Origin of the sequence: Paenibacillus sp. p3-SID1389, assembly GCF_025151705.1 — a bacterium.
GTDB lineage: Bacteria > Bacillota > Bacilli > Paenibacillales > Paenibacillaceae > Fontibacillus > Fontibacillus phoenicis.
Genome location: NZ_JALXVO010000004.1, coordinates 70,249 through 90,576, shown reverse-complemented (window position 1 = coordinate 90,576; position 20,328 = coordinate 70,249). Strand labels below are relative to the sequence as shown.

Here is a 20,328-nt window from a genome sequence, read left to right as displayed (position 1 = left end):
CGAATACCCATATTATACTCTATGCCCACCGACAATGCAACGTGTCAGTTCGCCCATAACTTTTCGCGCCAAAAACCGCCGCCAGAATCGTATGGTTTCATTTGCTTTCCTCGGGGGCGTGAGTTATCATTTTACATAAAATATTCCCAATATCCCGCGGGTTTCATACCTGTGGTGCAAAGCCAAAGATTGGAGAACGTCAGAGATGATCAAAAAACACGAAATATACAAAAAAGACAAATGGAATATGATGACGGTAGAGGTTCAAGGCAGATACATCGTTCTCCGCGAAATTTCCGACCAATGGGGCGAGGAATCGCATACGTTCCTCAGCCGCCCTGCCATGATGGATTGGGTGAAGCGCCGGTTCCCAAAAGAGGAATATGCCGGCAACGAGGCGGAATGGAATGAAATTATGAACGCGTTTAAGCAGGTGTAGCCCGCCGTCCAATCTCGTACGAAACGGAGCATTGATTTTGATGGACACTTCCAATCTCTTGATCTTCATCATTTGCGCTTTTGCGCTGGGCGTCGTGGTCATCCTGAACAAGGATCGGCTGGAGCCGCGTCTAAGGCGCAGTCTGGCCTTGGCCTCCGTCGTGCTAATTGCACTGGCGTTTGGGCTGATGATCTACAGCTTCCTTGCTTGATCCCCTATATTTCCCGCAGCAGGCGGCCATACTAGGAAAATGCCCAAAGCGAACCGGACCCTAAGGTACGAAAATCGCGTTGGGCTCCCGACATCCATAAGGGAGGTTTTCTTGGTATGCGACCTAAGCGCATCTCACGTGCGATTCCCCTGTTGCTCACCGGCGCCCTGCTAGCTGCCGCATTCCCTGGCAGTGCTGCGATGGGCCAGCCGGCATCATCATTTTACCCAGTCCAAAGGAGGATTCCGATGAGCACCGTAATGAAACGTTCTGAAGTACCGAAGGAGCACACATGGCAGCTCCAGGATTTATTCCCTGATCAAGCCGCTTGGGACAAATCGTATAACGACCTCAAGGCGCTGAAAGACAAAGCCGCCGAATTCGAAGGCAAACTCACGGATGCACAACATATCAAAGCCGTTTTCGAGCTGGAAGATGAACTCTCTTTGCAAATTGAGCGGCTTTACGTATACGCCCATCTTCATCACGATGAGGATACCACTAACCCTACATATCAAGCCCTTGTGCAAAAAGCGAAAAAGTTAAGCGTTGAAGTCAGCGAGTCCTTGTCTTTTATTACGCCGGAAATTTTGGCCCTGCCGGAGCAGGAGCTCGACAAGTTGATCAACGACCCTGTGCTGGCGGATTACAAGTTCACCTTGCAGGAAATCAAACGCGAAAAGGCGCATGTCCTGAGCAAAACGGAAGAAGCGCTGCTGGCCCAAGTAGGCAATTTGTCGCAGGCGCCTCAGCAAATTTTTGGCATGATTAACAATGCCGATATGAAATTCCCGAAAATCAAAGACGAAAACGGGAACGAAGTGGATTTAACCCACGGCAGCTACATCCAGTTCCTGGAGAACCCCAACCGCGAAGTACGCGAGCGGGCGTTCAAAGCCGTCTACGAAACCTATCGGAAGCAGAAAAATACCATCGCCGCTACACTGAGCGCGAACGTGAACAAGAACATGTTCTACTCGCGGGTCCGCAAATATCCTTCCGTGCTGGAAATGTCCCTATATGGCGACAACATTCCGAAGGAAGTGTATACGAACCTGATCGACGCGGTGCATGAGAGCTTGCCGCTCCTGCAACGTTACATGAAGCTGCGCAAGAAGCTGCTGGGCGTTGACGAACTGCATATGTACGATTTGTTCGCTCCACTCGTTGAGGAATATAAGTGGGAAATCCCTTATGAAGACGCTAAGAAAATGGTCGAGGAAGGGCTGAAGCCGCTGGGCGAGGAGTACCTGAAGGTCCTGCGTGAAGGCTTCGAAAGCCGCTGGATCGACGTGTACGAGAACGAAGGTAAACGCACCGGCGCTTATAGCTGGGGCGCTTACGGCACCCATCCTTACGTGCTGCTGAACCATAAGGACAATCTGAACAGCATGTTCACCTTGGCGCATGAGATGGGGCACGCGTTGCATTCCTATTTTTCGGATGAAGCCCTGAAGTACCGTGATGCCCAATATACTATCTTCCTGGCTGAGGTCGCCTCGACGACCAACGAAGCGTTGCTGATGGATTATCTGCTCAAGAAATCCACCGATCCGAAGCAGAAGCTGTACCTGCTGACCTACTACGCCGACCAGTTCCGGACGACGTTGTTCCGGCAAACGATGTTCGCCGAATTTGAGAAGCTCATCCATGAGCGCGCGGAAGCCGGCGAATCGCTCACACCGCAGGAGCTGTCGGAAATTTATTACGACTTGAATGTGAAATACCATGGCAAAGACATGGTCGTTGACCAGGATATCGAAATGGAATGGGCACGGATCCCTCATTTCTATACGAGCTTCTACGTTTATAAATACGCTACCGGCTTCTCTGCAGCGACCAGCTTCTCGAAGCAAATTCTTGAAGAAGGCAAACCGGCGGTTGACCGTTACCTCGGCTTCCTGAAGAGCGGCGGCAGCGACTATTCGATTAACATTCTGAAAAAAGCCGGGGTCGACATGTCCTCGCCGCAGCCGATCCGTGAAGCGATGAGCGTGTTCGAGAACGTGATCGAGCAAATGGAACAGTTGACGAGTTAACATGTCCTGGGCCATAGCGACTACAAAATCCCTTGCTCCAAGCGGACAAGGGATTTTATACTGTCCTAGAAGGAGGTGTACCCTCATGAAAATCCAATGGTCCCTAATTCTGGCTTTGTTCTTTGCCTTGATTACCGCCGTATTTGCGGTGATTAACGTCGAGCCGGTGCAGGTCAATTTGCTGTTTGGCTCCGTCAGCCTTCCGTTGATTTTGCTGATCCTTGGCAGTACGCTGCTTGGCGGTATTATCGTCGGGGCGTTTGGCATTTACCGCGGTTATCGGCTGCAACGCGAAGTCAAGGGACTGCATGCCAAGCTTGTACATATCCAGGAGGCTACCGGCTATGTTTTCCCGGAACCGGAGAAGCCAGAGCGCGGCAAGAAGAAGAAATCTGCCGGCAATGAAGCTGAAGCTGGAACGGGAGCCGAATCGGCGGAGGAGGACTCCCCCATCCAGCCTTAACGCGTAATGAAGAGTCCGACCTAACCCATAAAGGAGGTTTCCCATGAATATCCAACCGAATGAAACCTATATTTTAAATTTGCTCAAATCCTTGCTGGACACCCCAAGCCCAAGCGGGTTTACACACAATGTCATGACGTTCATCGGGCGTGAGGCCGAAGCCTTGGGTGTACCTTGCAGCTTTAATGAAAAAGGTGGAGCGATCCTGACCGTGCCTGGCCGCGATTCGTCGCGGCGCATTGCACTCAGCGGCCACGTTGACACGTTAGGCGCCATGGTGCGCGCCATCCGTTCGAACGGTACGCTGGCAATCACCTCCGTTGGCGGGTTCATGATGAACAGTATCGAGAACGAATACTGCCAAATTCACACCCGCAGCGGCCGAGTATATACCGGCACGATTCTGTCGACCCATCCTTCCGTTCACGTCTACAGCGATGCCCGCGATTTCAAACGTGAGGAGAAGAACATGGAGGTCCGGATCGACGAGGTTGTGGAAAGTAAAGAGGACGTGCTGAAGCTTGGGATCGGGGTCGGCGACTTCATTTCGTTTGATGCCCGCGCCGTGATCACGCCAAGCGGATTCATTAAATCTCGCCACCTGGACGACAAAGCCAGCGTAGCGGCCATGTTCGGGCTGATCGAATCGATCCGCCGTGAAGGCTGGACGCCGAGACATGATCTGGTGTTCCTCATCTCCAACTACGAGGAAGTGGGGCACGGCGCCTCCTGGATTCCGGACGGCGTGAACGAAATGATCGCCGTTGACATGGGCGCTATGGGCGATGATCTGAGCTGCAAAGAGACCGATGTCTCGATTTGCGCGAAAGACTCCAGCGGCCCTTATGACTACGAGATGACCACCCGGCTGATCGAGCTTGCCAAGGGCCTTGGCATCCCGCATGCGGTTGATATTTATCCGTATTACGGCTCCGATGCCTCGGCTGCCCTGCGCGGCGGCCACAATATCCGCGCTGCGCTGATCGGACCGGGCGTGCACGCCTCGCACGCCATGGAGCGGACACATAAACTGGCGGTCATTAATACGACCCGCCTGCTAGCCGCTTATGTTGCCGATTAAGGGGCAACGCTGGGGGATCACCATGGCTTCGGTCATGGCGATTTTTCTCGTCATCCTGCTGATGATCGGTTGGGGCAGCCGCTACCTGCTCCCCCGCCATTATGAATATCATGAGACTACCGCAGCAAACGGCGTCAAACTGCATGCCTTAGTTGTAGATCCGGAGCGCATTGAACTGCGGGCGGCGGATCAGCCACTGGGACGTTACCGCGTATATGGGATGAACGGCGGATTCTTTTACAACGAAGCCGTATTGTCGCTGGCGGTGAACAACGATCAGCCGGTCCAAGGCACGGCCGGCGCCTACGGGTCCGGGTGGTTCAACGCTAAATACGCCCGCGGCACGCTCGTGTGGGACGGCGCCACGGGCAGCTTCTCGGTGCAGGTGGTATCCGCCGCAAGCGAGCTGGCCGTTACGGACCGCACCCGCTATTTTGCCCAAGGCGGCGTCAGCATGAAGCTGCCGGATGACGCCGGATGGCGGGCTGCGGCGGTGGAGGCTGAGCACCTGCCGAATCCCGATGAGAACCGGCTCCGCTCCGGTCTCGCGTATGACGCGAACGGCCAGCTGTGGCTGATCGTCACCCCCACCCGCTGCACCGCCGAAGCGTTCCGCACCGCCGTCAAGGCGGCGTTAGCCGACGGCCAGCTCGTCGACGGCATCTTCCTCGACGGCGACGGCTCCGCGCAGCTGAACGCCGCCGAAACCAAGCTAAACGGCGATTCCCGGGATTTGCGGCAGATGATTGTGATTCGGTAAAAGAAAAAACGCCTGTTCGTTAAACTTAACGAATAGGCGTTAACTCTAATAGTCTCTTATGTAAGTTTTTTATGCGCCACCATTTTGAACATAAGTAGTGTAAGCAGGTTGATCTAAGTGAATCGCGCTAGGAGCAGTAAAAACTAAAGAAAAAAGTACCGCTAAAATAACAACGACTTTAGATTTCATAAACCTCGTTTCACCTCACTTACAATATTCTTAAAATTCTGACAGATCTCTACTGAAGCCATGTGCCTATGAAGTTCAAATAATATCATAAAATCTAGAAGGCCTTCCTTATTATTTATTATAACTGAATTCTCAAGGCCTTGCAGCAAATAATTAAACCCCAGTCTGTAATCTTTTTTACGTAGATAGTAATTGGTAAGATCATACAAAAATTGATTGTAACTATTAGGTAGAACCTGGTCTTTATATAAGTCATTCGTTTGTTTACGATTGATATATACCTCAATTTCCGACTTAAATTGATCTAGAATATGATCTACATTAATATGGTATCGGTTCGCAGCATACATCACATTCGAAATCGAATGTATGAATTCATCAGGGTTTTCTACCATAAACTCTACGTATTCAGGTAGATATTCGATTTCACCGCTCTTGAGTCGATTGACACAGATGTTGGCCCTCGACCATTTTTGGAATAAACTTAACCAATGCTTGGTATCCTCATCCGTTTCTCGTACCCAGCTCAAATCAGCATATTGATAAGTGTACTCCAACGCTTTAGCATAATCTTCTCTACCATCATACACTTCTGCACATAATAGTTTAGCATAAACAATGTATACAAACATCGGTCTGCTAAGCCGACGTTGCATTTCGTAAAATTCCTTTTCTGAGCGTCTGTTACTGAAATAGAGGAGGCGTGCCTTGCGCTCCATCTCGAGAGCTAGAACCTCAAGCCGGTCCCACTCACGAAGCGAGCGGTACAGGTTAGCCAAGTCCTTTAATGCGTCCAACTGCGTAACCTCATCCAGCCGATCTACGTAGGGTTCAAATTGGTAAGCAATTTTGAGATTGTGAGCCTGGTCCGACCCAATCCGAATCTTAAACAGCCGATACTGGCATAAAGCTAACCGCTCAGAATGTTGCTTTGTTTCGCTCATGGCCACATTTTCATACAGAATCTCCGCGGCACCATATAATCCCTTCTCGTAAAACTCCTCGGCCAGCTCGAATAAGGACGTAGAGTACGTCAAATTATCCAACAGCATGCATATCGTTCTGCGAATGCAATCCAGCTTGTTCAATTCAGCACATTTCCGAAGGAAAGGGGCCACTCTCCGCCAATCTGGATTTCTCTCTTGGAGATAATCGTTAATATAATGCTCATAATAATGCCCCATGGGTAAGCCCATGACCTCTGAAATCCGATCCAAATGATCGATGGTCAAGGTACGGTTACCGTTTAAAATATAACTTAACGTACCCGCATTAATATTTAACTTTGCCGAGAATTGACTTAAACTTAGCTCATTTTCTTTCATAAAGGAGTGAACTTCCGCCAGAATCGTAGCTGTACTCATTGGCTTTCTCACCACGCATTCTTTAGATAAAATGAGTTTGGAATTATATGTATGAAATAAATATATCTTCTTTTTATACTGCGGTCAATTTTGCATTTAATTTAGGAAGTAAAAAAATCCTTACTCTCCCTGTTTAAGAGATTGCAAGGATTTTCTAATTCTATGAAGTTATCCTAGTTGGCGTAAAAATAGCCCTTGTTTCCTTTAAATCTTAGCGCGTATTACCCTAACTTACTTTTAAAAACTCTACTCGCAAAGAAATATGCGATAACCGTGATGCCTACACACCAGGCAAGCGCGATCCAGATGTCATTCCCAACCGTCCCCTTGTACAGCAAGGCACGAACGGCATCGACAATGGAGGTAACAGGCTGGTTCTCAGCGAACGCGCGGATCACTTTTGGCATGGTTTCGGTGGGAACAAAAGCCGAACTAATAAACGGCAGAAAAATCAGCGGGTACGAGTAGGCCGTCGCCCCTTCCATCGATTTGGCCTGTCAAGCCAGGAATAATGGAAAGCCAGGTTAATGCCAGTGTGAACAGACCTAGTATCCCAGCTACCGCAAGCCACTTCAGAAGAGAGGCGCTGGAGCGGAAGCCCATCAAGAGGGCGACCAAGAACACCACCACGAGCGTTAATGCATTGGAAAAGAGCGAGGTCAGCACATGCGCCCACAATACCGACGAGCGCTTGATCGGCATGGTGATGAATCGCGACATCGGTCCGCTTTTGATATCATTAAACAGCCGCAGCGAGGTACGCGACGCCGGAAGCGATCGCCATCAACAGGATTCCCGGCAGCAGATAATTCACGTAGTTGTCCGTACCTGACTCAATGGCGCCGCCAAATACGTAGACGAACAACAGCATCATCATGATGAGCGTAATCGCCACCGTAATGATCGTATCCGGACTGCGCAAAATGTTGCGCATCAAATTTTCATTTTATATGAAAAATCGAACAGAATTCTCCCGTTTTGGGGATTTCGACGAAATGTATATGAAATTTCATATAGATTTCGGCTTCCGAAGGACAAATCCCTCAATTCTATATGAAAAATCGAATAGAATACGGGTTATCGCCGCAAAAGGGAACAATTGTATGCGAAAAATCGAATACAATGTTGTTGCTCTCATTGCTGTACCTGCCGCAAGTGTAACATCCAATGCTGAATTGCATCGCCGTATCCCGAAAAAGTTGCAACCACCCTCACCCGTTCCGCTGGGCTTCGATCTTCTCCGCCAGCTCGTTCAGATACGTCCAGCGCTCCATCAGCCGGTCCAGCTCGGCCTCCGCTTCCTGCTGCTGTTGCATCAGCTCCTGCAGGCGAACGGCATCGCTCGCCGCAGCTTCCATTTCCTCGGAAATAGCGGCAAGACGTTGCTCGGCTGCTTCGATGGTCGCGTCGATCGTTTCGAACTCCCGCTGCTCGTTATAGCTGAACTTCAGCTTCTCGCCACGCCCTGAATTGCGGTTGCCAGTGTTGGCTTGGGAGGCTGAACCTCTGGCAGCCGCTGAGTCCGAAGAACCTGCCTTCCGCGAGCCCGAAGCCGCTGAACTACCTTCGCTCCCTTTACCCGCGCCATTCGCACCGCTCCCCTGCGTCCGTTCCTCGTAATCGCTATAGTCGCCCACATGTACAGCAACGACTCCGCCGCCCTCAAACGCCATAATCTTGTCCACGGTCCGATCGAGGAAATACCGGTCATGGGAGACAACAAAGACGGCGCCGGGGAACTCATCCAAATACGCCTCCAGCACGGTCAACGTCTGGATATCGAGATCGTTAGTTGGTTCGTCCAGCAGCAAAACGTTAGGCGCTCCCATCAGCACACGCAGCAGATACAGTCGCCGCTTCTCACCGCCCGACAGCTTGCCGATCGGCGTCCATTGCATCTCCGGCGGGAACAGGAACCGCTCCAGCATTTGCGATGCGGTAATCCGCGAGCCGTCCGCCGTCGTCACAACCTCCGCTGCTTCCTTGATATATTCGATCACCCGTTGCTGACTGTCCATTTCCTGATGCTCCTGAGTAAAATAACCCAGCTTCACCGTCTGGCCCAGCACAATATGGCCGGCATCCGGTTCGATTCGACCGGCGATCATGTTCAACAGCGTCGATTTCCCGCTGCCGTTAGGCCCCACGATGCCCACGCGGTCGCCCGGGACCGCCGTGTAGGTCAGATCCCTGATGAGCAGCCGACCTTCAATTGATTTACGCAGCCCTTCGATCTCCAAAATTTTGCGCCCCAATCGAGTTGAAGCCACCGAGATTTCGAGGTTGTCGCTTTTGTATTCCGTCTTGGCCGCTTGCAGCTTCTCAAACCGTTCGATCCGCGCCTTCTGCTTGGTCGAACGTGCCTTGGCTCCGCGGCGAATCCAAGCGAGCTCACCCCGCAGCAGATTTTGCCGCTTCTGTTCGGAGGCGGCTTCACGCTCCTCACGCTCGCTCTTGAGCTCCAGGAAACGGCTGTAATTCGCCTCGTAGCGGAACAACCGGCCGTGATCGAGCTCCAGCATCACATTGCAGACGCGGTCCAGAAAATAACGGTCATGCGTAATCAGGAGCAACGCCCCGCGCCGTTTCTGGAGATACGTCTCCAACCAAGCGACGGATTCATTGTCGATGTGGTTGGTGGGCTCGTCCATAATCAATAGCTCCGATGGGAGAATTAACGCTGAGGCGAGCGCAACGCGCTTCCGCTGACCCCCGGACAAGCTGCCCATATTCTGGGTAAAATCGGTGATGCCCAGCTTGGACAAGACGCTTTTGGCCTCGCTGACCAGGGTCCATGTCTGCAGTCGGTCCATCTCCTGGGACAGCCGCGCCAGTTCCGCTTGCCGCCCCGCATCCCCCGGTTCCCGTTCGATCGCTTCCTCTGCCTCCATATAAGCAGACACCAATTGGAGCTCAGGCCCGCCGCCTTGGAACACGCCGCGCAACACGGAGATGTCCGGATCATAGTCGGGATTTTGCGCCAGAAACGTCACGCGGACGTCCCGGTTGATGGCGACTTTGCCGGAATCGGCTTGTTCCAGACCGGCGATGACCTTCAGGAACGTGGATTTGCCCGTTCCGTTGACGCCGATGATGCCGATTTTATCGTTTTCGTCCATGCCAAAGGAAGCGTCCTGAAACAACACTTTCTCCCCATAGGTTTTGGTCAGATGCTCCACCGTTAATATGTTCATGCTCGAATCCCTACTTTATCCTATCATCCCGATTCCCCAAGCCAGCAAACCCGCCGCCAGGGAACTGAGTAAATTCACCATATCATTATCTATCCAGCGAAAACCTCGCAGCACCACGGTCTCCTGACCGCAATGCGTCGCCACCTCAACCTCTTTGCCGCAAACGACGCAGCGATGCATATATTGAACCGTCGCGCCCAGCCAGGAGTCGGCAAAAGCCCCGGCCAAGCCGGAAATCCCGCCGATCAGCCCCCATTTCACCAGCGCAAGCAACGCGGAACCTACTCCGGCATAAGTGTCATCTCCGGTCCACATGCGCAGCAGCCATGCAGCCCCGCCGATGCATACGGCCCCGGCCAGCGCCGCCGTGCTACCCAGCAGCGTCACCCCGCCCGATGTTCCCGGAGGAACCCGGCGGCCGTTCAGAATCGAACGCGGCTCGCTTTTGCTAAGGCCGCCCCATTCCGTTGCCCACGTGTCCGCCGTTACTGCGGCCATCGTGCTTACGAAGAAGTAGGCCCACGCCGGATCCGGCCAAAACAGGTTGCCAAGGCAAGCTAGCATCCCCAGTCCGCCGTTCGCCAGCACCTGCCCCGCGTCCCGGCGGCCGCTCTTGGCATACGATTTTTCTAGCTCCGCCTTACGATCCCCGCGAAAATGCGAAAAGACCGACGAGCTGACGAAAAATAGCAGCAAGATCCCAAACCAGAACAAGTTGCCGGCCCCGTAGTATACGGTTCCCATGATCCATGCGGCCAGCATGCCGGAGAGCGATAACGATCGCTTCTTATAGGCGGCTGCAGACACGATTAGGGCGCAAAGCGCCCCAATAATCCAATCCATCATCATTTTGCCGAAGGACCGACAGCCACTGTGCAGCTGCCAAGCACTTTATCGCCGTAGGACAGCTCCAGCTTGTCCCCTTGATATACCGGGCCTACCCCTTCAGGCGTTCCGGTGAAAATCAAATCGCCTTCGCCCAGCCCATAATGCTCAGCGATATAATCAACGATTTGCTGCAGCGGGAAAATCATCCGGCTGATATTGCCGCGCTGCACAATCTCCCCATTCTTCCGCAGCACAAAATCTTCATTTGCCGTCTCCACCGCGCCGGGGAAAGCGATGTATGGCGTGATTGGCGCCGATTGCAGGAAGCCTTTGGCCGGCGTCCACGGATTGCCCTTGTCTTTGACGATGTTCTGCACGTCGCGCAGCGTGAAGTCGATCCCAAACGCGATCACATCCACCAATTCGTCGACCGTCATCCCCGGCTTATAATCGCGGGCGATACGCAGCACCAGCTCAGCTTCATAATGCACCGAGCCCCGGTCCGCCGGAAGCTCCAGCCCCCTGCCGTCCATGGCGGTCACCGCATGGGACGGTTTCAGGAAGATCATCGGCTCAGTAGGCACCTCATTGCCAAGCTCCTCGGCATGTGCCCGGTAATTTCGGCCTACGCAATACACATTAGCGATTAATTTGTTCATCGTCATCTTCTCCTCCAGGGGATTGTGGTTTCCCAATCGAATTTTTCACTTTCCCGTTACCGATCGCTTGGCGCCAGACATCCGGCCGGTTCGTGCATAGCAGGATTTCAGGATGCATCGCCGCCACCTTCCGCAGCGACTTCACATCATCCATCGTCCAAGCCATCACCTCAATGCCGTGTTTAAACGCTTTGGCAGCCATCTCTGCGGTTAATGCGCGATAATAAATCGATAAGAACGAACAGTGCAACAGCTTCAGCCGCAGCAGCAAATCTTTGGGCTGCCGGTCGATGATCAGACCCGTGCGGATCCCCCGGCCGATCTCCTTGATCTTCGCCAGTATCCGTGGTTCAAACGAAGTCAGTACAACCTCGTGCTCCATATGCCGCCGTTTGACCGCAGCGACCACCTTTTCCTCCAGCCCCGGGTACATATTCCCTTCGGTCTTGATTTCCAGATTAACCCGCAGTCGTCCGGCAACGGCATCCAAAAATTCATCAAGGCTTGGCAGCCGTTCCCCACGGTAGGCCTTGGATTTCCAGCTCCCGGCATCCAGCGTTTGCAGCTCCGCCCAGGTTTTATCCTTGACCGGTCCCTTTCCGTTTGTCGTGCGGTTCAGCGTAAAATCATGAATCAGCAAAGGCACGCCGTCCTTTGAACATTGTACATCAACTTCGATCCAGTGGACATCCTCCTGCTCCATGGCGAGCTGGACCGCAGCCATCGTGTTCTCCGGGGCAATTCCAGAGAAACCGCGATGGGCAACGCATGGGTTACGCATGCTCTCGCCTCCTTCTTATCGGAAACGAACCTTCCACTTATGTCCGGTCATCCGCTGACAGCGAAGTACCGGATTCTTGAATCCGCCCGGTCTTCGAGGCGCTCACATCTCCGTCCTCCGAGATCCGTACCCCCGGCGAGAAGCCTTCGATTTCTTTCAACAGTTTGTTTCCGTCCTCGGCGCTCATCGGCACGGGCTGGCCCAGTTCTGTACGAAACGGGATCAGCTTGAGATCGCAATCCCCGTCGCGTGTGCAGGAAGCGGCAAACACTGCGGTTTCCCACGTCTTCGGATCCTTTGATTTCGTAAAAATAAAGTTACCCGTACTGTACGCAATCCATTTGCCTTTGTATTGCTCCAGCCCTTGCATCACATGCGGATGACCGCCGATGACCAGATCCGCCCCGGCATCAATGAAGGCGTGCGCCAGCTCTTGCTGGTGCTTCTCCAGTTTGGTCGTCCGCTCCTTGCCCCAGTGGGCGATCACGAACACAAGATCTGAGTTCTTGCGGGCCGCCTTAATGGCGTTCAGCGCAGCTTCCGGCGCATACACGGAGGCTACCCCCGGTTTGTTTGCTCCAGCGACCCACCCTGGCTCCGGGACGACCCGGCTAAAGCCAAACAGGGCGATCTTGATTCCTCTACGTTCGAGATAAACCGGAGCGTACGCTTCCTTGCTGTTCTTGCCAGCCCCGACATACATCACGTTTTGCTGCCGCAGAGCTTTCATCGTATCCAGGAGACCGGGAACGCCTTGGTCCAACACATGGTTATTCGCCAAATTCACCGCGTCCACGCCGGCCTGAACCATCGGTCCAATCGCCTTTGGCGGCGACTTAAACACATAGGTTTTATCCTCCGCCGGCTCCCCGCCGGTCGTCATAGGCGTCTCTAAATTCAGTACGCTTAAATCGTCGTTCTGGAACAATCCCCGCACGTACTCATACGGGAGCTCGTATCCCGCTTTCTCTAACCGCTCCTCCACTTTGCCGGAGAACATCGTATCCCCTGCAAAATGAACCAACAGCCGAGCCGCATCGCCGCCTGCCTCGCTTAAGTCTGCACCAGCATTGGATGGCAAATTCGTTGCTCCATCTTTATCCTCGTTACCTGTATCGGTGTTATTTTTTCCGGATGAGTTCTCACCTGTATTCGTTGGATTCTGCTCGCTCTCGTCTTCCGTTTCCGTCGACGCAGCATCGCGATCATCCGGCTGCACAATCGGCGTCTCTCCGGTCGTCGGATCGCCAACATCCGATCCGGTGTCGCTCCATGCGCCTGGCAGCTGCTGCTCCGTTCCCGAGTCCAATCCAGCCTGCCCGGTGCGTTCCTCCAAATAAAAGTAAGCTCCCAGCACGAAAATTAAAGTGATGAGAGTCAAGTTTAACGTCAGCCAAATCCGGTTTAGACGCCGCTTTTTTTCCTGCTGTTTCTTCTTGTATTTTTCCGATCTTGATGGGTACATTACGGACTCCTTTTTGCATAGATCTATCGTTACGATGGAAGGCGCTGTCTCCATTCCTTCGTGCTTAAAAGCCGACCGTTTGATTTTATTATATCAGGTCTCCGGAAATAAATAGAACCCCTCGCCTATTTTGCGGGCAAGGGGTCAGGAAGTCCTATGTCAGGCCGTTTAGCCGGCCTTTGGCTTAAGCTTGAGCGACCTTCAGCTGGTCTGCCATCTGCTCCGCCAGCTCTTTCGCTTGCTTGATACAGTCGGGCAGGCCAACGCCGTAAAATGCCGCCCCCGTCGCATATACGCCAGGCAGCTTCTCCTCCAGTTGGCTGCGCAGCTCAGCAACCTGCTGCAGATGGCCCACCGGATACTGCGGCATCGATTTTGGCAGGCGGGTAATTTCTGTGAACAACGGCCGGGCCGTGATGTTCATCAGCCGCTTCAAATCGCCGAGCACCAGCTCCAGCAGTTCCTCGTCAGGCAAAAACGTTTTCTCCTCGTCGCCGGAACGGCCAACGTAGCAGCGCAGCAGCATTTTGTCTTCCGGGCTCGTGTGCAGCCATTTGATGCCGGTCCACGTGCAGGCGGTGATGTTCATGCCTTCCTTGCGCGGCACGAGGAAGCCTGAGCCGTCGAACTGGCCGGTGACATCCTTGCGATCAAAAGCCATGACAACGTTAGCCACGGACACGTAGTTCACTGCGTCCAGCGCGGCCACATCCACATGCGGCCGCAGCAGCTCGGCGGCGGCAAACGCCGGCACCGTAACGATCACGTCATCCGCCGGGAGCGATTCGCCTGAGGCGAGTACGACCTCGTACGCGTCAGTTCCGGTGCGGCGAATTTCCACCACCTCGGTCCGCAAGCGGCAGTCCACATCCGACAGCGACTCGACCAGGCCGTTGACCAAGGTCTTCAGCCCTTTGCGGAACGTGAGGAAGGCGCTGCGTTTTGTGCCGGTGTGCGTCTCCGTGGGCTTCTTGCCGGACATCATGCCTTTAATCAGGCTGCCGTATGCCCGTTCCACCTCGCCAAACTGCGGGAAGGTCGATTGCAGGCTGAGGTTGTAAGTGTCGCCCGCATAAATGCCGGCGAGCAGCGGCTCGGTGATGTTTTGCAGCACCTCGGCACCCAGCCGGCGCTCGATAAATGCGCCAAGCGACTCATCCTCTTCGCTTTGCCGTGCCGGCATCACGAGGTCCAACATCGCCCGGGCTTTACCGCTCCAAGAGACAAGACCGCTGCGCAAGAACGGTCCCAGCTCGGTCGGGATGCCAAGCACCAGCCCCGAAGGCATCGGATGCAGCTTCCCTTCGCTGACGATGTACGTCTTCTTAGCCTCTGGGTTCATCGACACGAGCTCGCCTTCCAGCCCCAGCTCCTTCGCCAGGTCAATCATGGCCGTCTTGCGGGCCAGGAAGGAATCCGGACCTTTCTCGATCACGAAATCGTCCTTCTCCAACGTTTCAATTTTGCCGCCGAGGGTGTTCCCCTTTTCCAGCAGCGTAATTTGCGGGGTCACGCCCCGTTCTTTGTAGAATTTACGAACGTAAAAGGCCGCAGACAGACCGGTCAGCCCCCCGCCGATAACGACCACTTGACGTGAAGAATCACGCATGCCCTCTCATCTCTTTTCCCAAGATTTGATAATGACGTCGCTGAGCGCTTCCATATACAAAGGTTCGGTGTTCAGCGATTCGATCCGCTCCAGCCGCATATCCAGCTCTTTGGCGATCGTTTTGGCTTCGATGTCCAGATCGTACAGCACTTCCAGATGGTCCGACACGAAGCCGACCGGAGCGACCAGGACGTCCTCTACCTGCTCCTCGCTTAATTCCTTCAGCGTGTCCAAAATATCCGGCCCGAGCCACGGATCGGCGGTACGCCCGGCACTTTGCCACGTAAACTGCCAGTTCTTCACGCCGGCTTTCTCGGCGACGGCTTGGGAGGTCTCCAGCAATTGATCCCGGTAAGGATCGCCCATTTGCAGGATTTTCTCCGGCAGGCTGTGGGCGCTGAACAGCACTTTCACCTCATCCCGCAATGCGCCGGCTTCCTCGAACTGGTCCAGCTTGGCGGACACGCGCTGGGCAAAAGCCTCGATCAGCTTCGGATGCAAATGATAGCTCTCCACGAAGCGTGCCGACACTCCCAGCTCCTCCGCTTTTGCTTGCGCCCGCTTGATATACCCGCCGATGCTCATTACGGAATAATGCGGTGCGAGCACGATGCCAATCGCCTCACGGATGCCGTCCTTCGCCATCTGCTCTACACCATCTTCAATAAACGGATAAGCATGCTTTAATCCTTGATAGCAGATGAATTCGACGTCCATGTCCGCAGACATCCGGTTCAACGTTTCCTGCAAAGCAGCGACCTGCTTATCGGTATTGGCACGCAGCGGGAACACTCCGCCTACAATCGCCTCATACCGGCTGACCAGTTCCTGAAGTTGTTCCGCGGTTGGGGGATGTCCACGCCGAATATGCGTATAATACGCCTCGACCTGGTCCAAGCTCTGCGGCGTGCCGTAAGACATCACCAAAACTCCGATTTTTGTTTTCACGATATCAGTTCACCTCAAGTTGAAAGTTGTGTGTCCTTCATCCAATGCGGCTTATTCTTACGCACGCCGTACAGGTTGATGCACGATCGCTTCCGCAGAATATTCGTGCACGAATTCCGTCAGCTCGCGCAGTTTATCCAGCGAGGCCTCCGGGAACAGACCGTGGCCCAGGTTAAAAACAAATCCAGGGGCGTTCAGGCCGTCATCGATAATTTCCTTTGCCTGCGCCTTAATGACGTCCATTGGCGCGGTCAGCACATACGGGTCCAAATTGCCTTGCATTGCAAACTTTCCGCCCGTCCGGCGCCGGCCTTCCGAGATCGATACCCGCCAATCAAGACCAATGGCATCGGCAGCGATATCCGTTAACGTCGGCAGCAGCTCTCCCGAGCTGACGCCAGGAAAATAAATTTTAGGTACATCCAAATCCTGAAGTTCGGCAAAAATACGGGTAATCGTTGGGAGTACATACCGCTGGAAATCTTTTGGAGCGAGCGCGCCCACCCAGCTGTCAAACAGTTGGAACGCCTTGCCTCCACTTTCCACATGGGCCCGCAGGTAGGTGATCACCATATCGCCCAGCTTGTCCATCAGCTTGAACCAAGCTTCCGGATCGCCATACATCATCGCTTTGGTGCGGCTGTAGCTCTTGGACGGCCGCCCTTCGATCAAGTAGCTGGCAATCGTAAACGGCGCGCCGGCAAATGTGATCAGCGGCACATCCAGTTCCTTGTCCAAAATCGCGATCGTCTCCAAAATATGCGATAAATCCTTGTGAACGTCGATAGGCCGAAGCCGCTCAATATCCGCAAGCGTACGGATCGGTTGTTCGATGACCGGACCGATATTTTTGACGATGTCGAATTTGACGCCCAGCGAAGCAACCGGATTCATAATGTCGGAATACAAAATAGCCGCGTCCACGCCAAGCTTACGGACGGGCATCATGGTCACTTCCGCCGCCAGCTCCGGCTGCCGGCAAATTTCCAATAAGCTGTATTTCTCTTTGATTTTCCGGTAATCGGGATCATACCTGCCCGCCTGGCGCATGTACCAAACCGGAAGGCGATCCACCTCCTGCTTCCGCAGGGCCCGGATCAAGCGATCATTGTAAACCAAACCGCACGCCTCCAATACTCGTAGAAACCAAATTTTGATAACAAATCATTAAAGCTACACTATAAACATTCTAATTTACATTATGCCCTACTTAAAAATAAGTAACAACTATCACAACGTGGCGAACCTATGACAATCGGATGAAGATGCTATGAAGAATGCCCCGGACCCGGTTTTCAATGGTGTATACTGGTATAACTCTGATCTGGTTTCTCGCATCCTAGAATCCCAGCGAAAGGAAGTGAAAGCACAATTGAATACCTGGAAGATTAATCTCATTGTGCTTTGGTTCGGGCAGTTTCTGGTCAACGCCGGGATGACGATGATTACACCGTTTCTCTCGCTGTACCTGGCGCGGGATTTGCACGTGCAGGGAGAGCAGGCGATTGGGCTGTGGGCAGGAATGATTTTTGCCGCTAACTTCGCGACTTCGTTTATTTTTCAACCGATATGGGGGAAGCTCGCCGACAAATACGGCCGCAAAATTATGCTGCTGCGCTCCGGCTTCGGCATGGCCATCGTCATTACGTTGATGGGCTTCGCCACCCAGCCGTGGCACCTGCTTGGCCTGCGGTTGCTAAACGGAACGATCTCCGGCTTTAACCCCGCTTCCGTCGCACTGATCTCAGGTACAGCGCCGAAAGAGCGAATGGGTTTCGCGATGGGCACGATCCAGTCAGGCAACGTGGCCGGTACGATCCTCGGCCCTTTAATTGGCGGGTTGATGGCGGAGTGGATCGGATTTCGGCCGATATTTTACATTACAGGGGTGCTGCTGTTTATCGCATCCATGCTGGCGCTCCTCTTCGTACGCGAGAAGTTCGATCGGGAGGAGGCGCTGCACACGCCTCAACCATCTGTATTGCAAGGCTTCCTGGAGCTGAACAAAACGCCGCAGCTCACCGCGTTATTCGCCGTAACCTTCTTGCTGCAGTTTGCGATGCTGAGCCCGATGTCGTTGCTGCCTCTCTATGTGGAGAAGCTGCATGGACAAACCGCAGACGTGGCGTTCTGGGCCGGATTTGTCAGCGCCGTGACGGGCATTTCCAATATGATCACTTCGCCGATACTCGGCAGAATCAGCGACAAGCTGGGCGCTCACCGCATTCTGACCTTTTGCCTGATTGGAGCGGCGGCTACGCTGATTCCGCAGGCGTTCGTACAGACGGTGTGGCAATTGATCGCCATTCGGTTCCTGATGGGCGTGTTCATGGGGGGATTGCTGCCTAGCGTTAACGCGCTGATCCGCTTTTACACCCCGGACGGCATGGAGAGCCGGGCATTTGGGTTTAACAGTAGTACCCTCGCCTTGGGCAATATGATGGGCTCGCTGATTGGCGGCTTTCTCGCCGGGTATATCGGCATTGAGGGATTGTTTGTGATTTCCGGTATCCTGCTGCTGATCAATATGTTCTGGGTGCGCGTGAAGCTGTATTCGCATCCAAAGCCGCGAATGCCAGCGCCGAGGTAAGCTGTAAGGGACTGACTTATGTAAACAGAGTCGCCCAGTGTTCTCTCAGTTCGGAGAACCGAAGATAATTAACGGGAAAACCTGCTGTTATTTCGAGGCCAATCCTCCGTTTTAGCATCATTAACAGGAAAAAGTAACGTTATTTCGGACAAATTTGCGCGATAGTGCGCTTTTCCCAAAAATTAACGGCAGGTTTTACTGTTATTCTTCGCAGATGGGGAATACCTTCGATATTAACGTTAGGATTTACAGTTAAATATCCCAAGTAAAAAAGCCGGGACAATCTCCCGGCTCTCTTTCTAAAATATAAAGTTACTTCTGCACCGTCGCATTATACTGCTTGATCTTCTCGGTAATTTGCTTGGCGGCGTCTTCCATTGCTTGCTTCGGCGGTTTTTGTCCGTTCAGCACTTCCTCGATCGCACCTTCCACGAATTGACGCGCTTCCGGGAAGACGCCCATCAGCGCACCGGAGGTCGCCGTAGATTCCGTCGACGCATGCAGCTGATCAACAGCGGTTTGGAACTGCGGATATTTCGCCATATTATCCTTCAACACTTGCTCGTCGTAAGCCGCTTTCGTGATCGGGAAGTAGCCGGTGTTTACGCTCCATTTCGCCTGCGCAGCCGGAGAGGTTACGTATTTGATAAACTCCCATGCCGCTTTTTGCTCTTCTTCCGATTTGTTGTTCATGATATACAAGCTTGCGCCCCCAACGATCACGCCGCCTTCTTTGGCGCTGGCGGGTCTTGGCAGGAAGGCAGTGCCTACTTCGAATTTGTCGCCAACCGCTCCTACGATGTTACGCAGTGCCGCCGTTGAATTTAAGGTCATCGCCACTTGGCCTGCAGCAAAGGCAGCGTCCGTGTCATCGGTTTTGCGGCCCAAATTAGCGACAACTCCGTTGTCCACCATTCTTTTCCACCACTCCAGAATGTTCACCCCCGCCTCCGATGCGAGCAGCGACTCGGTGGCATCCGCTTCACGTCCGTTGCCATTATTCACGTAATCGGCATTTTGGCTGGCAAACCACTGCTCGATAAGCCAAGCATAAACAGCGATCGCAGCGCCCGGTTGCCCCTTCTTGCTCAACGCGGTAGCTGCCGCTTCAAACTCCTCAAACGTTTTCGGTGGATTTTCCGGATCCAGACCTGCGGCTTTGAAGGCATCTTTGTTGTAGTAAAGTATCGGGTTCGACGTATTAAACGGCATAGCATTTAACTGGCCGCCGATCGTGTAATAACGAATAATGTTAGGTTCTAACTGCGAGAGATCATAGCCGTCTTCATCAATAAACTTCTGCACCGGTGTGATCTCCCTGGAGTCGATCATAAATTTGCTGCCGATCTCGTACACCTGGATCAAGTCTGGGCCGCTGTTCGAGCCCATCGAAGCTTTCAGCTTATTTAAGCTCTCATCGTAACTTCCTTGGAACACAGCTTCCACTTCAATATCGGATTGGCTCGCATTAAAATCCGAGACGAGCTCGTTAATAGCCTTCTCATTCGCCCCTGACATCGAGTGCCACCAGGTCAGGTGAATCGGCTTCTTCCCCGAGCTGGCGCTTGCCGAATTGTCGCTGCGGGTATTGGTTCCCCCGGTTGCCGCACTGCTTCCTGCGTCATTCCCATTCCCGCCGCACCCGGCAATAACGACCATCAACGCTGCCATCACCAGCAGCATGCTTTTGAAGCGAAACCTTTTCATC

The 20,328-nt window shown here is 53.4% G+C and carries 17 protein-coding genes and 1 pseudogene; 7 read left to right on the top strand and 11 right to left on the bottom strand.

What is annotated here, in order from left to right; genetic code table 11:
- The first annotated feature begins 205 nt into the window (after window positions 1–205).
- From M3G15_RS03155 to M3G15_RS03130, 6 genes are all read left to right on the top strand, one after another.
- Window positions 206–439, top strand: a complete 234-nt coding sequence (locus M3G15_RS03155; RefSeq protein ID WP_009222767.1) for a hypothetical protein — start codon at window positions 206–208, stop codon at window positions 437–439.
- Window positions 440–479: 40 nt separating this feature from the next.
- Complete coding sequence (locus M3G15_RS03150; RefSeq protein WP_009222766.1) at window positions 480–650, top strand: hypothetical protein; 171 nt, start codon at window positions 480–482, stop codon at window positions 648–650.
- Window positions 651–898: 248 nt separating this feature from the next.
- Window positions 899–2,689: an oligoendopeptidase F gene (gene pepF, locus M3G15_RS03145; protein ID WP_260070036.1), complete on the top strand. Its 1,791-nt coding sequence runs from the start codon at window positions 899–901 to the stop codon at window positions 2,687–2,689.
- Window positions 2,690–2,774: 85 nt separating this feature from the next.
- On the top strand, window positions 2,775–3,152 hold the full coding sequence (locus tag M3G15_RS03140) for a LapA family protein (RefSeq protein WP_260070035.1): 378 nt from the start codon (window positions 2,775–2,777) through the stop codon (window positions 3,150–3,152).
- Between the two features lie 43 nt (window positions 3,153–3,195).
- Window positions 3,196–4,233, top strand: coding sequence for a M42 family metallopeptidase (locus M3G15_RS03135; RefSeq protein ID WP_260070034.1), 1,038 nt, complete (start codon window positions 3,196–3,198; stop codon window positions 4,231–4,233).
- 22 nt (window positions 4,234–4,255) lie between these two features.
- Window positions 4,256–4,993, top strand: coding sequence for a hypothetical protein (locus M3G15_RS03130; protein WP_260070033.1), 738 nt, complete (start codon window positions 4,256–4,258; stop codon window positions 4,991–4,993).
- A gap of 185 nt (window positions 4,994–5,178) precedes the next feature.
- Here M3G15_RS03130 and M3G15_RS03125 read toward each other — a convergent pair whose 3' ends face one another.
- The 10 genes and pseudogenes from M3G15_RS03125 to hemE form a co-directional block, all read right to left on the bottom strand.
- Window positions 5,179–6,546 (bottom strand): helix-turn-helix domain-containing protein, encoded by a 1,368-nt coding sequence (locus tag M3G15_RS03125; protein WP_260070032.1) that lies wholly within the window; start codon window positions 6,544–6,546, stop codon window positions 5,179–5,181.
- Window positions 6,547–6,767: 221 nt separating this feature from the next.
- A pseudogene (locus tag M3G15_RS03120) lies at window positions 6,768–7,480 on the bottom strand (ABC transporter permease).
- Window positions 7,481–7,757: 277 nt separating this feature from the next.
- Window positions 7,758–9,740 carry an ABC-F family ATP-binding cassette domain-containing protein gene (locus tag M3G15_RS03115; RefSeq protein ID WP_260070031.1) on the bottom strand — a complete coding sequence of 661 codons (1,983 nt, stop codon included), beginning with the start codon at window positions 9,738–9,740 and terminating at the stop codon, window positions 7,758–7,760.
- Between the two features lie 15 nt (window positions 9,741–9,755).
- Window positions 9,756–10,583, bottom strand: coding sequence for a DUF92 domain-containing protein (locus M3G15_RS03110; RefSeq protein ID WP_260070030.1), 828 nt, complete (start codon window positions 10,581–10,583; stop codon window positions 9,756–9,758).
- Between the two features lie 2 nt (window positions 10,584–10,585).
- A complete protein-coding gene (locus tag M3G15_RS03105; RefSeq protein ID WP_260070029.1) occupies window positions 10,586–11,227 on the bottom strand; it encodes a fumarylacetoacetate hydrolase family protein in 642 nt (213 codons plus the stop codon).
- Entirely contained in the window at window positions 11,208–12,008 is an 801-nt protein-coding gene (locus M3G15_RS03100; RefSeq protein ID WP_260070028.1) for a glycerophosphodiester phosphodiesterase, read from the bottom strand. The genes M3G15_RS03105 and M3G15_RS03100 overlap by 20 nt, the downstream gene beginning before the upstream one ends.
- A 37-nt stretch (window positions 12,009–12,045) precedes the next feature.
- The gene (locus M3G15_RS03095; protein WP_260070027.1) at window positions 12,046–13,473 is read right to left on the bottom strand and encodes a CapA family protein; all 1,428 of its coding nucleotides are present in this window, start codon (window positions 13,471–13,473) and stop codon (window positions 12,046–12,048) included.
- A gap of 184 nt (window positions 13,474–13,657) precedes the next feature.
- Window positions 13,658–15,082 carry a protoporphyrinogen oxidase gene (gene hemY / locus M3G15_RS03090; protein ID WP_260070026.1) on the bottom strand — a complete coding sequence of 475 codons (1,425 nt, stop codon included), beginning with the start codon at window positions 15,080–15,082 and terminating at the stop codon, window positions 13,658–13,660.
- A 6-nt stretch (window positions 15,083–15,088) separates the two neighbouring features.
- A complete protein-coding gene (gene hemH / locus M3G15_RS03085; protein ID WP_009222753.1) occupies window positions 15,089–16,030 on the bottom strand; it encodes a ferrochelatase in 942 nt (313 codons plus the stop codon).
- Between the two features lie 57 nt (window positions 16,031–16,087).
- Complete coding sequence (hemE, locus tag M3G15_RS03080) at window positions 16,088–17,149, bottom strand: uroporphyrinogen decarboxylase (protein ID WP_260070025.1); 1,062 nt, start codon at window positions 17,147–17,149, stop codon at window positions 16,088–16,090.
- A gap of 253 nt (window positions 17,150–17,402) precedes the next feature.
- On the opposite strand from hemE, the gene M3G15_RS03075 reads away from it, so the two are divergent.
- The gene (locus tag M3G15_RS03075; protein ID WP_260070024.1) at window positions 17,403–18,620 is read left to right on the top strand and encodes an MFS transporter; all 1,218 of its coding nucleotides are present in this window, start codon (window positions 17,403–17,405) and stop codon (window positions 18,618–18,620) included.
- A gap of 312 nt (window positions 18,621–18,932) precedes the next feature.
- Here the strand turns inward: M3G15_RS03075 and M3G15_RS03070 are convergent, their stop codons facing one another.
- The gene (locus tag M3G15_RS03070) at window positions 18,933–20,327 is read right to left on the bottom strand and encodes an ABC transporter substrate-binding protein (RefSeq protein WP_260070023.1); all 1,395 of its coding nucleotides are present in this window, start codon (window positions 20,325–20,327) and stop codon (window positions 18,933–18,935) included.
- Window position 20,328 lies beyond the last annotated feature (1 nt).

Coding starts and splice junctions, on each gene's coding strand:
- M3G15_RS03155 (WP_009222767.1), top strand. CDS start 206: ATGATCAAAAAACACGAAATATACAAAAAAGACAAATGGAATATGATG.
- M3G15_RS03150 (WP_009222766.1), top strand. CDS start 480: ATGGACACTTCCAATCTCTTGATCTTCATCATTTGCGCTTTTGCGCTG.
- pepF (WP_260070036.1), top strand. CDS start 899: ATGAGCACCGTAATGAAACGTTCTGAAGTACCGAAGGAGCACACATGG.
- M3G15_RS03140 (WP_260070035.1), top strand. CDS start 2,775: ATGAAAATCCAATGGTCCCTAATTCTGGCTTTGTTCTTTGCCTTGATT.
- M3G15_RS03135 (WP_260070034.1), top strand. CDS start 3,196: ATGAATATCCAACCGAATGAAACCTATATTTTAAATTTGCTCAAATCC.
- M3G15_RS03130 (WP_260070033.1), top strand. CDS start 4,256: ATGGCTTCGGTCATGGCGATTTTTCTCGTCATCCTGCTGATGATCGGT.
- M3G15_RS03125 (WP_260070032.1), bottom strand. CDS start 6,546: ATGAGTACAGCTACGATTCTGGCGGAAGTTCACTCCTTTATGAAAGAA.
- M3G15_RS03115 (WP_260070031.1), bottom strand. CDS start 9,740: ATGAACATATTAACGGTGGAGCATCTGACCAAAACCTATGGGGAGAAA.
- M3G15_RS03110 (WP_260070030.1), bottom strand. CDS start 10,583: ATGGATTGGATTATTGGGGCGCTTTGCGCCCTAATCGTGTCTGCAGCC.
- M3G15_RS03105 (WP_260070029.1), bottom strand. CDS start 11,227: ATGAACAAATTAATCGCTAATGTGTATTGCGTAGGCCGAAATTACCGG.
- M3G15_RS03100 (WP_260070028.1), bottom strand. CDS start 12,008: ATGCGTAACCCATGCGTTGCCCATCGCGGTTTCTCTGGAATTGCCCCG.
- M3G15_RS03095 (WP_260070027.1), bottom strand. CDS start 13,473: ATGTACCCATCAAGATCGGAAAAATACAAGAAGAAACAGCAGGAAAAA.
- hemY (WP_260070026.1), bottom strand. CDS start 15,082: ATGCGTGATTCTTCACGTCAAGTGGTCGTTATCGGCGGGGGGCTGACC.
- M3G15_RS03070 (WP_260070023.1), bottom strand. CDS start 20,327: ATGAAAAGGTTTCGCTTCAAAAGCATGCTGCTGGTGATGGCAGCGTTG.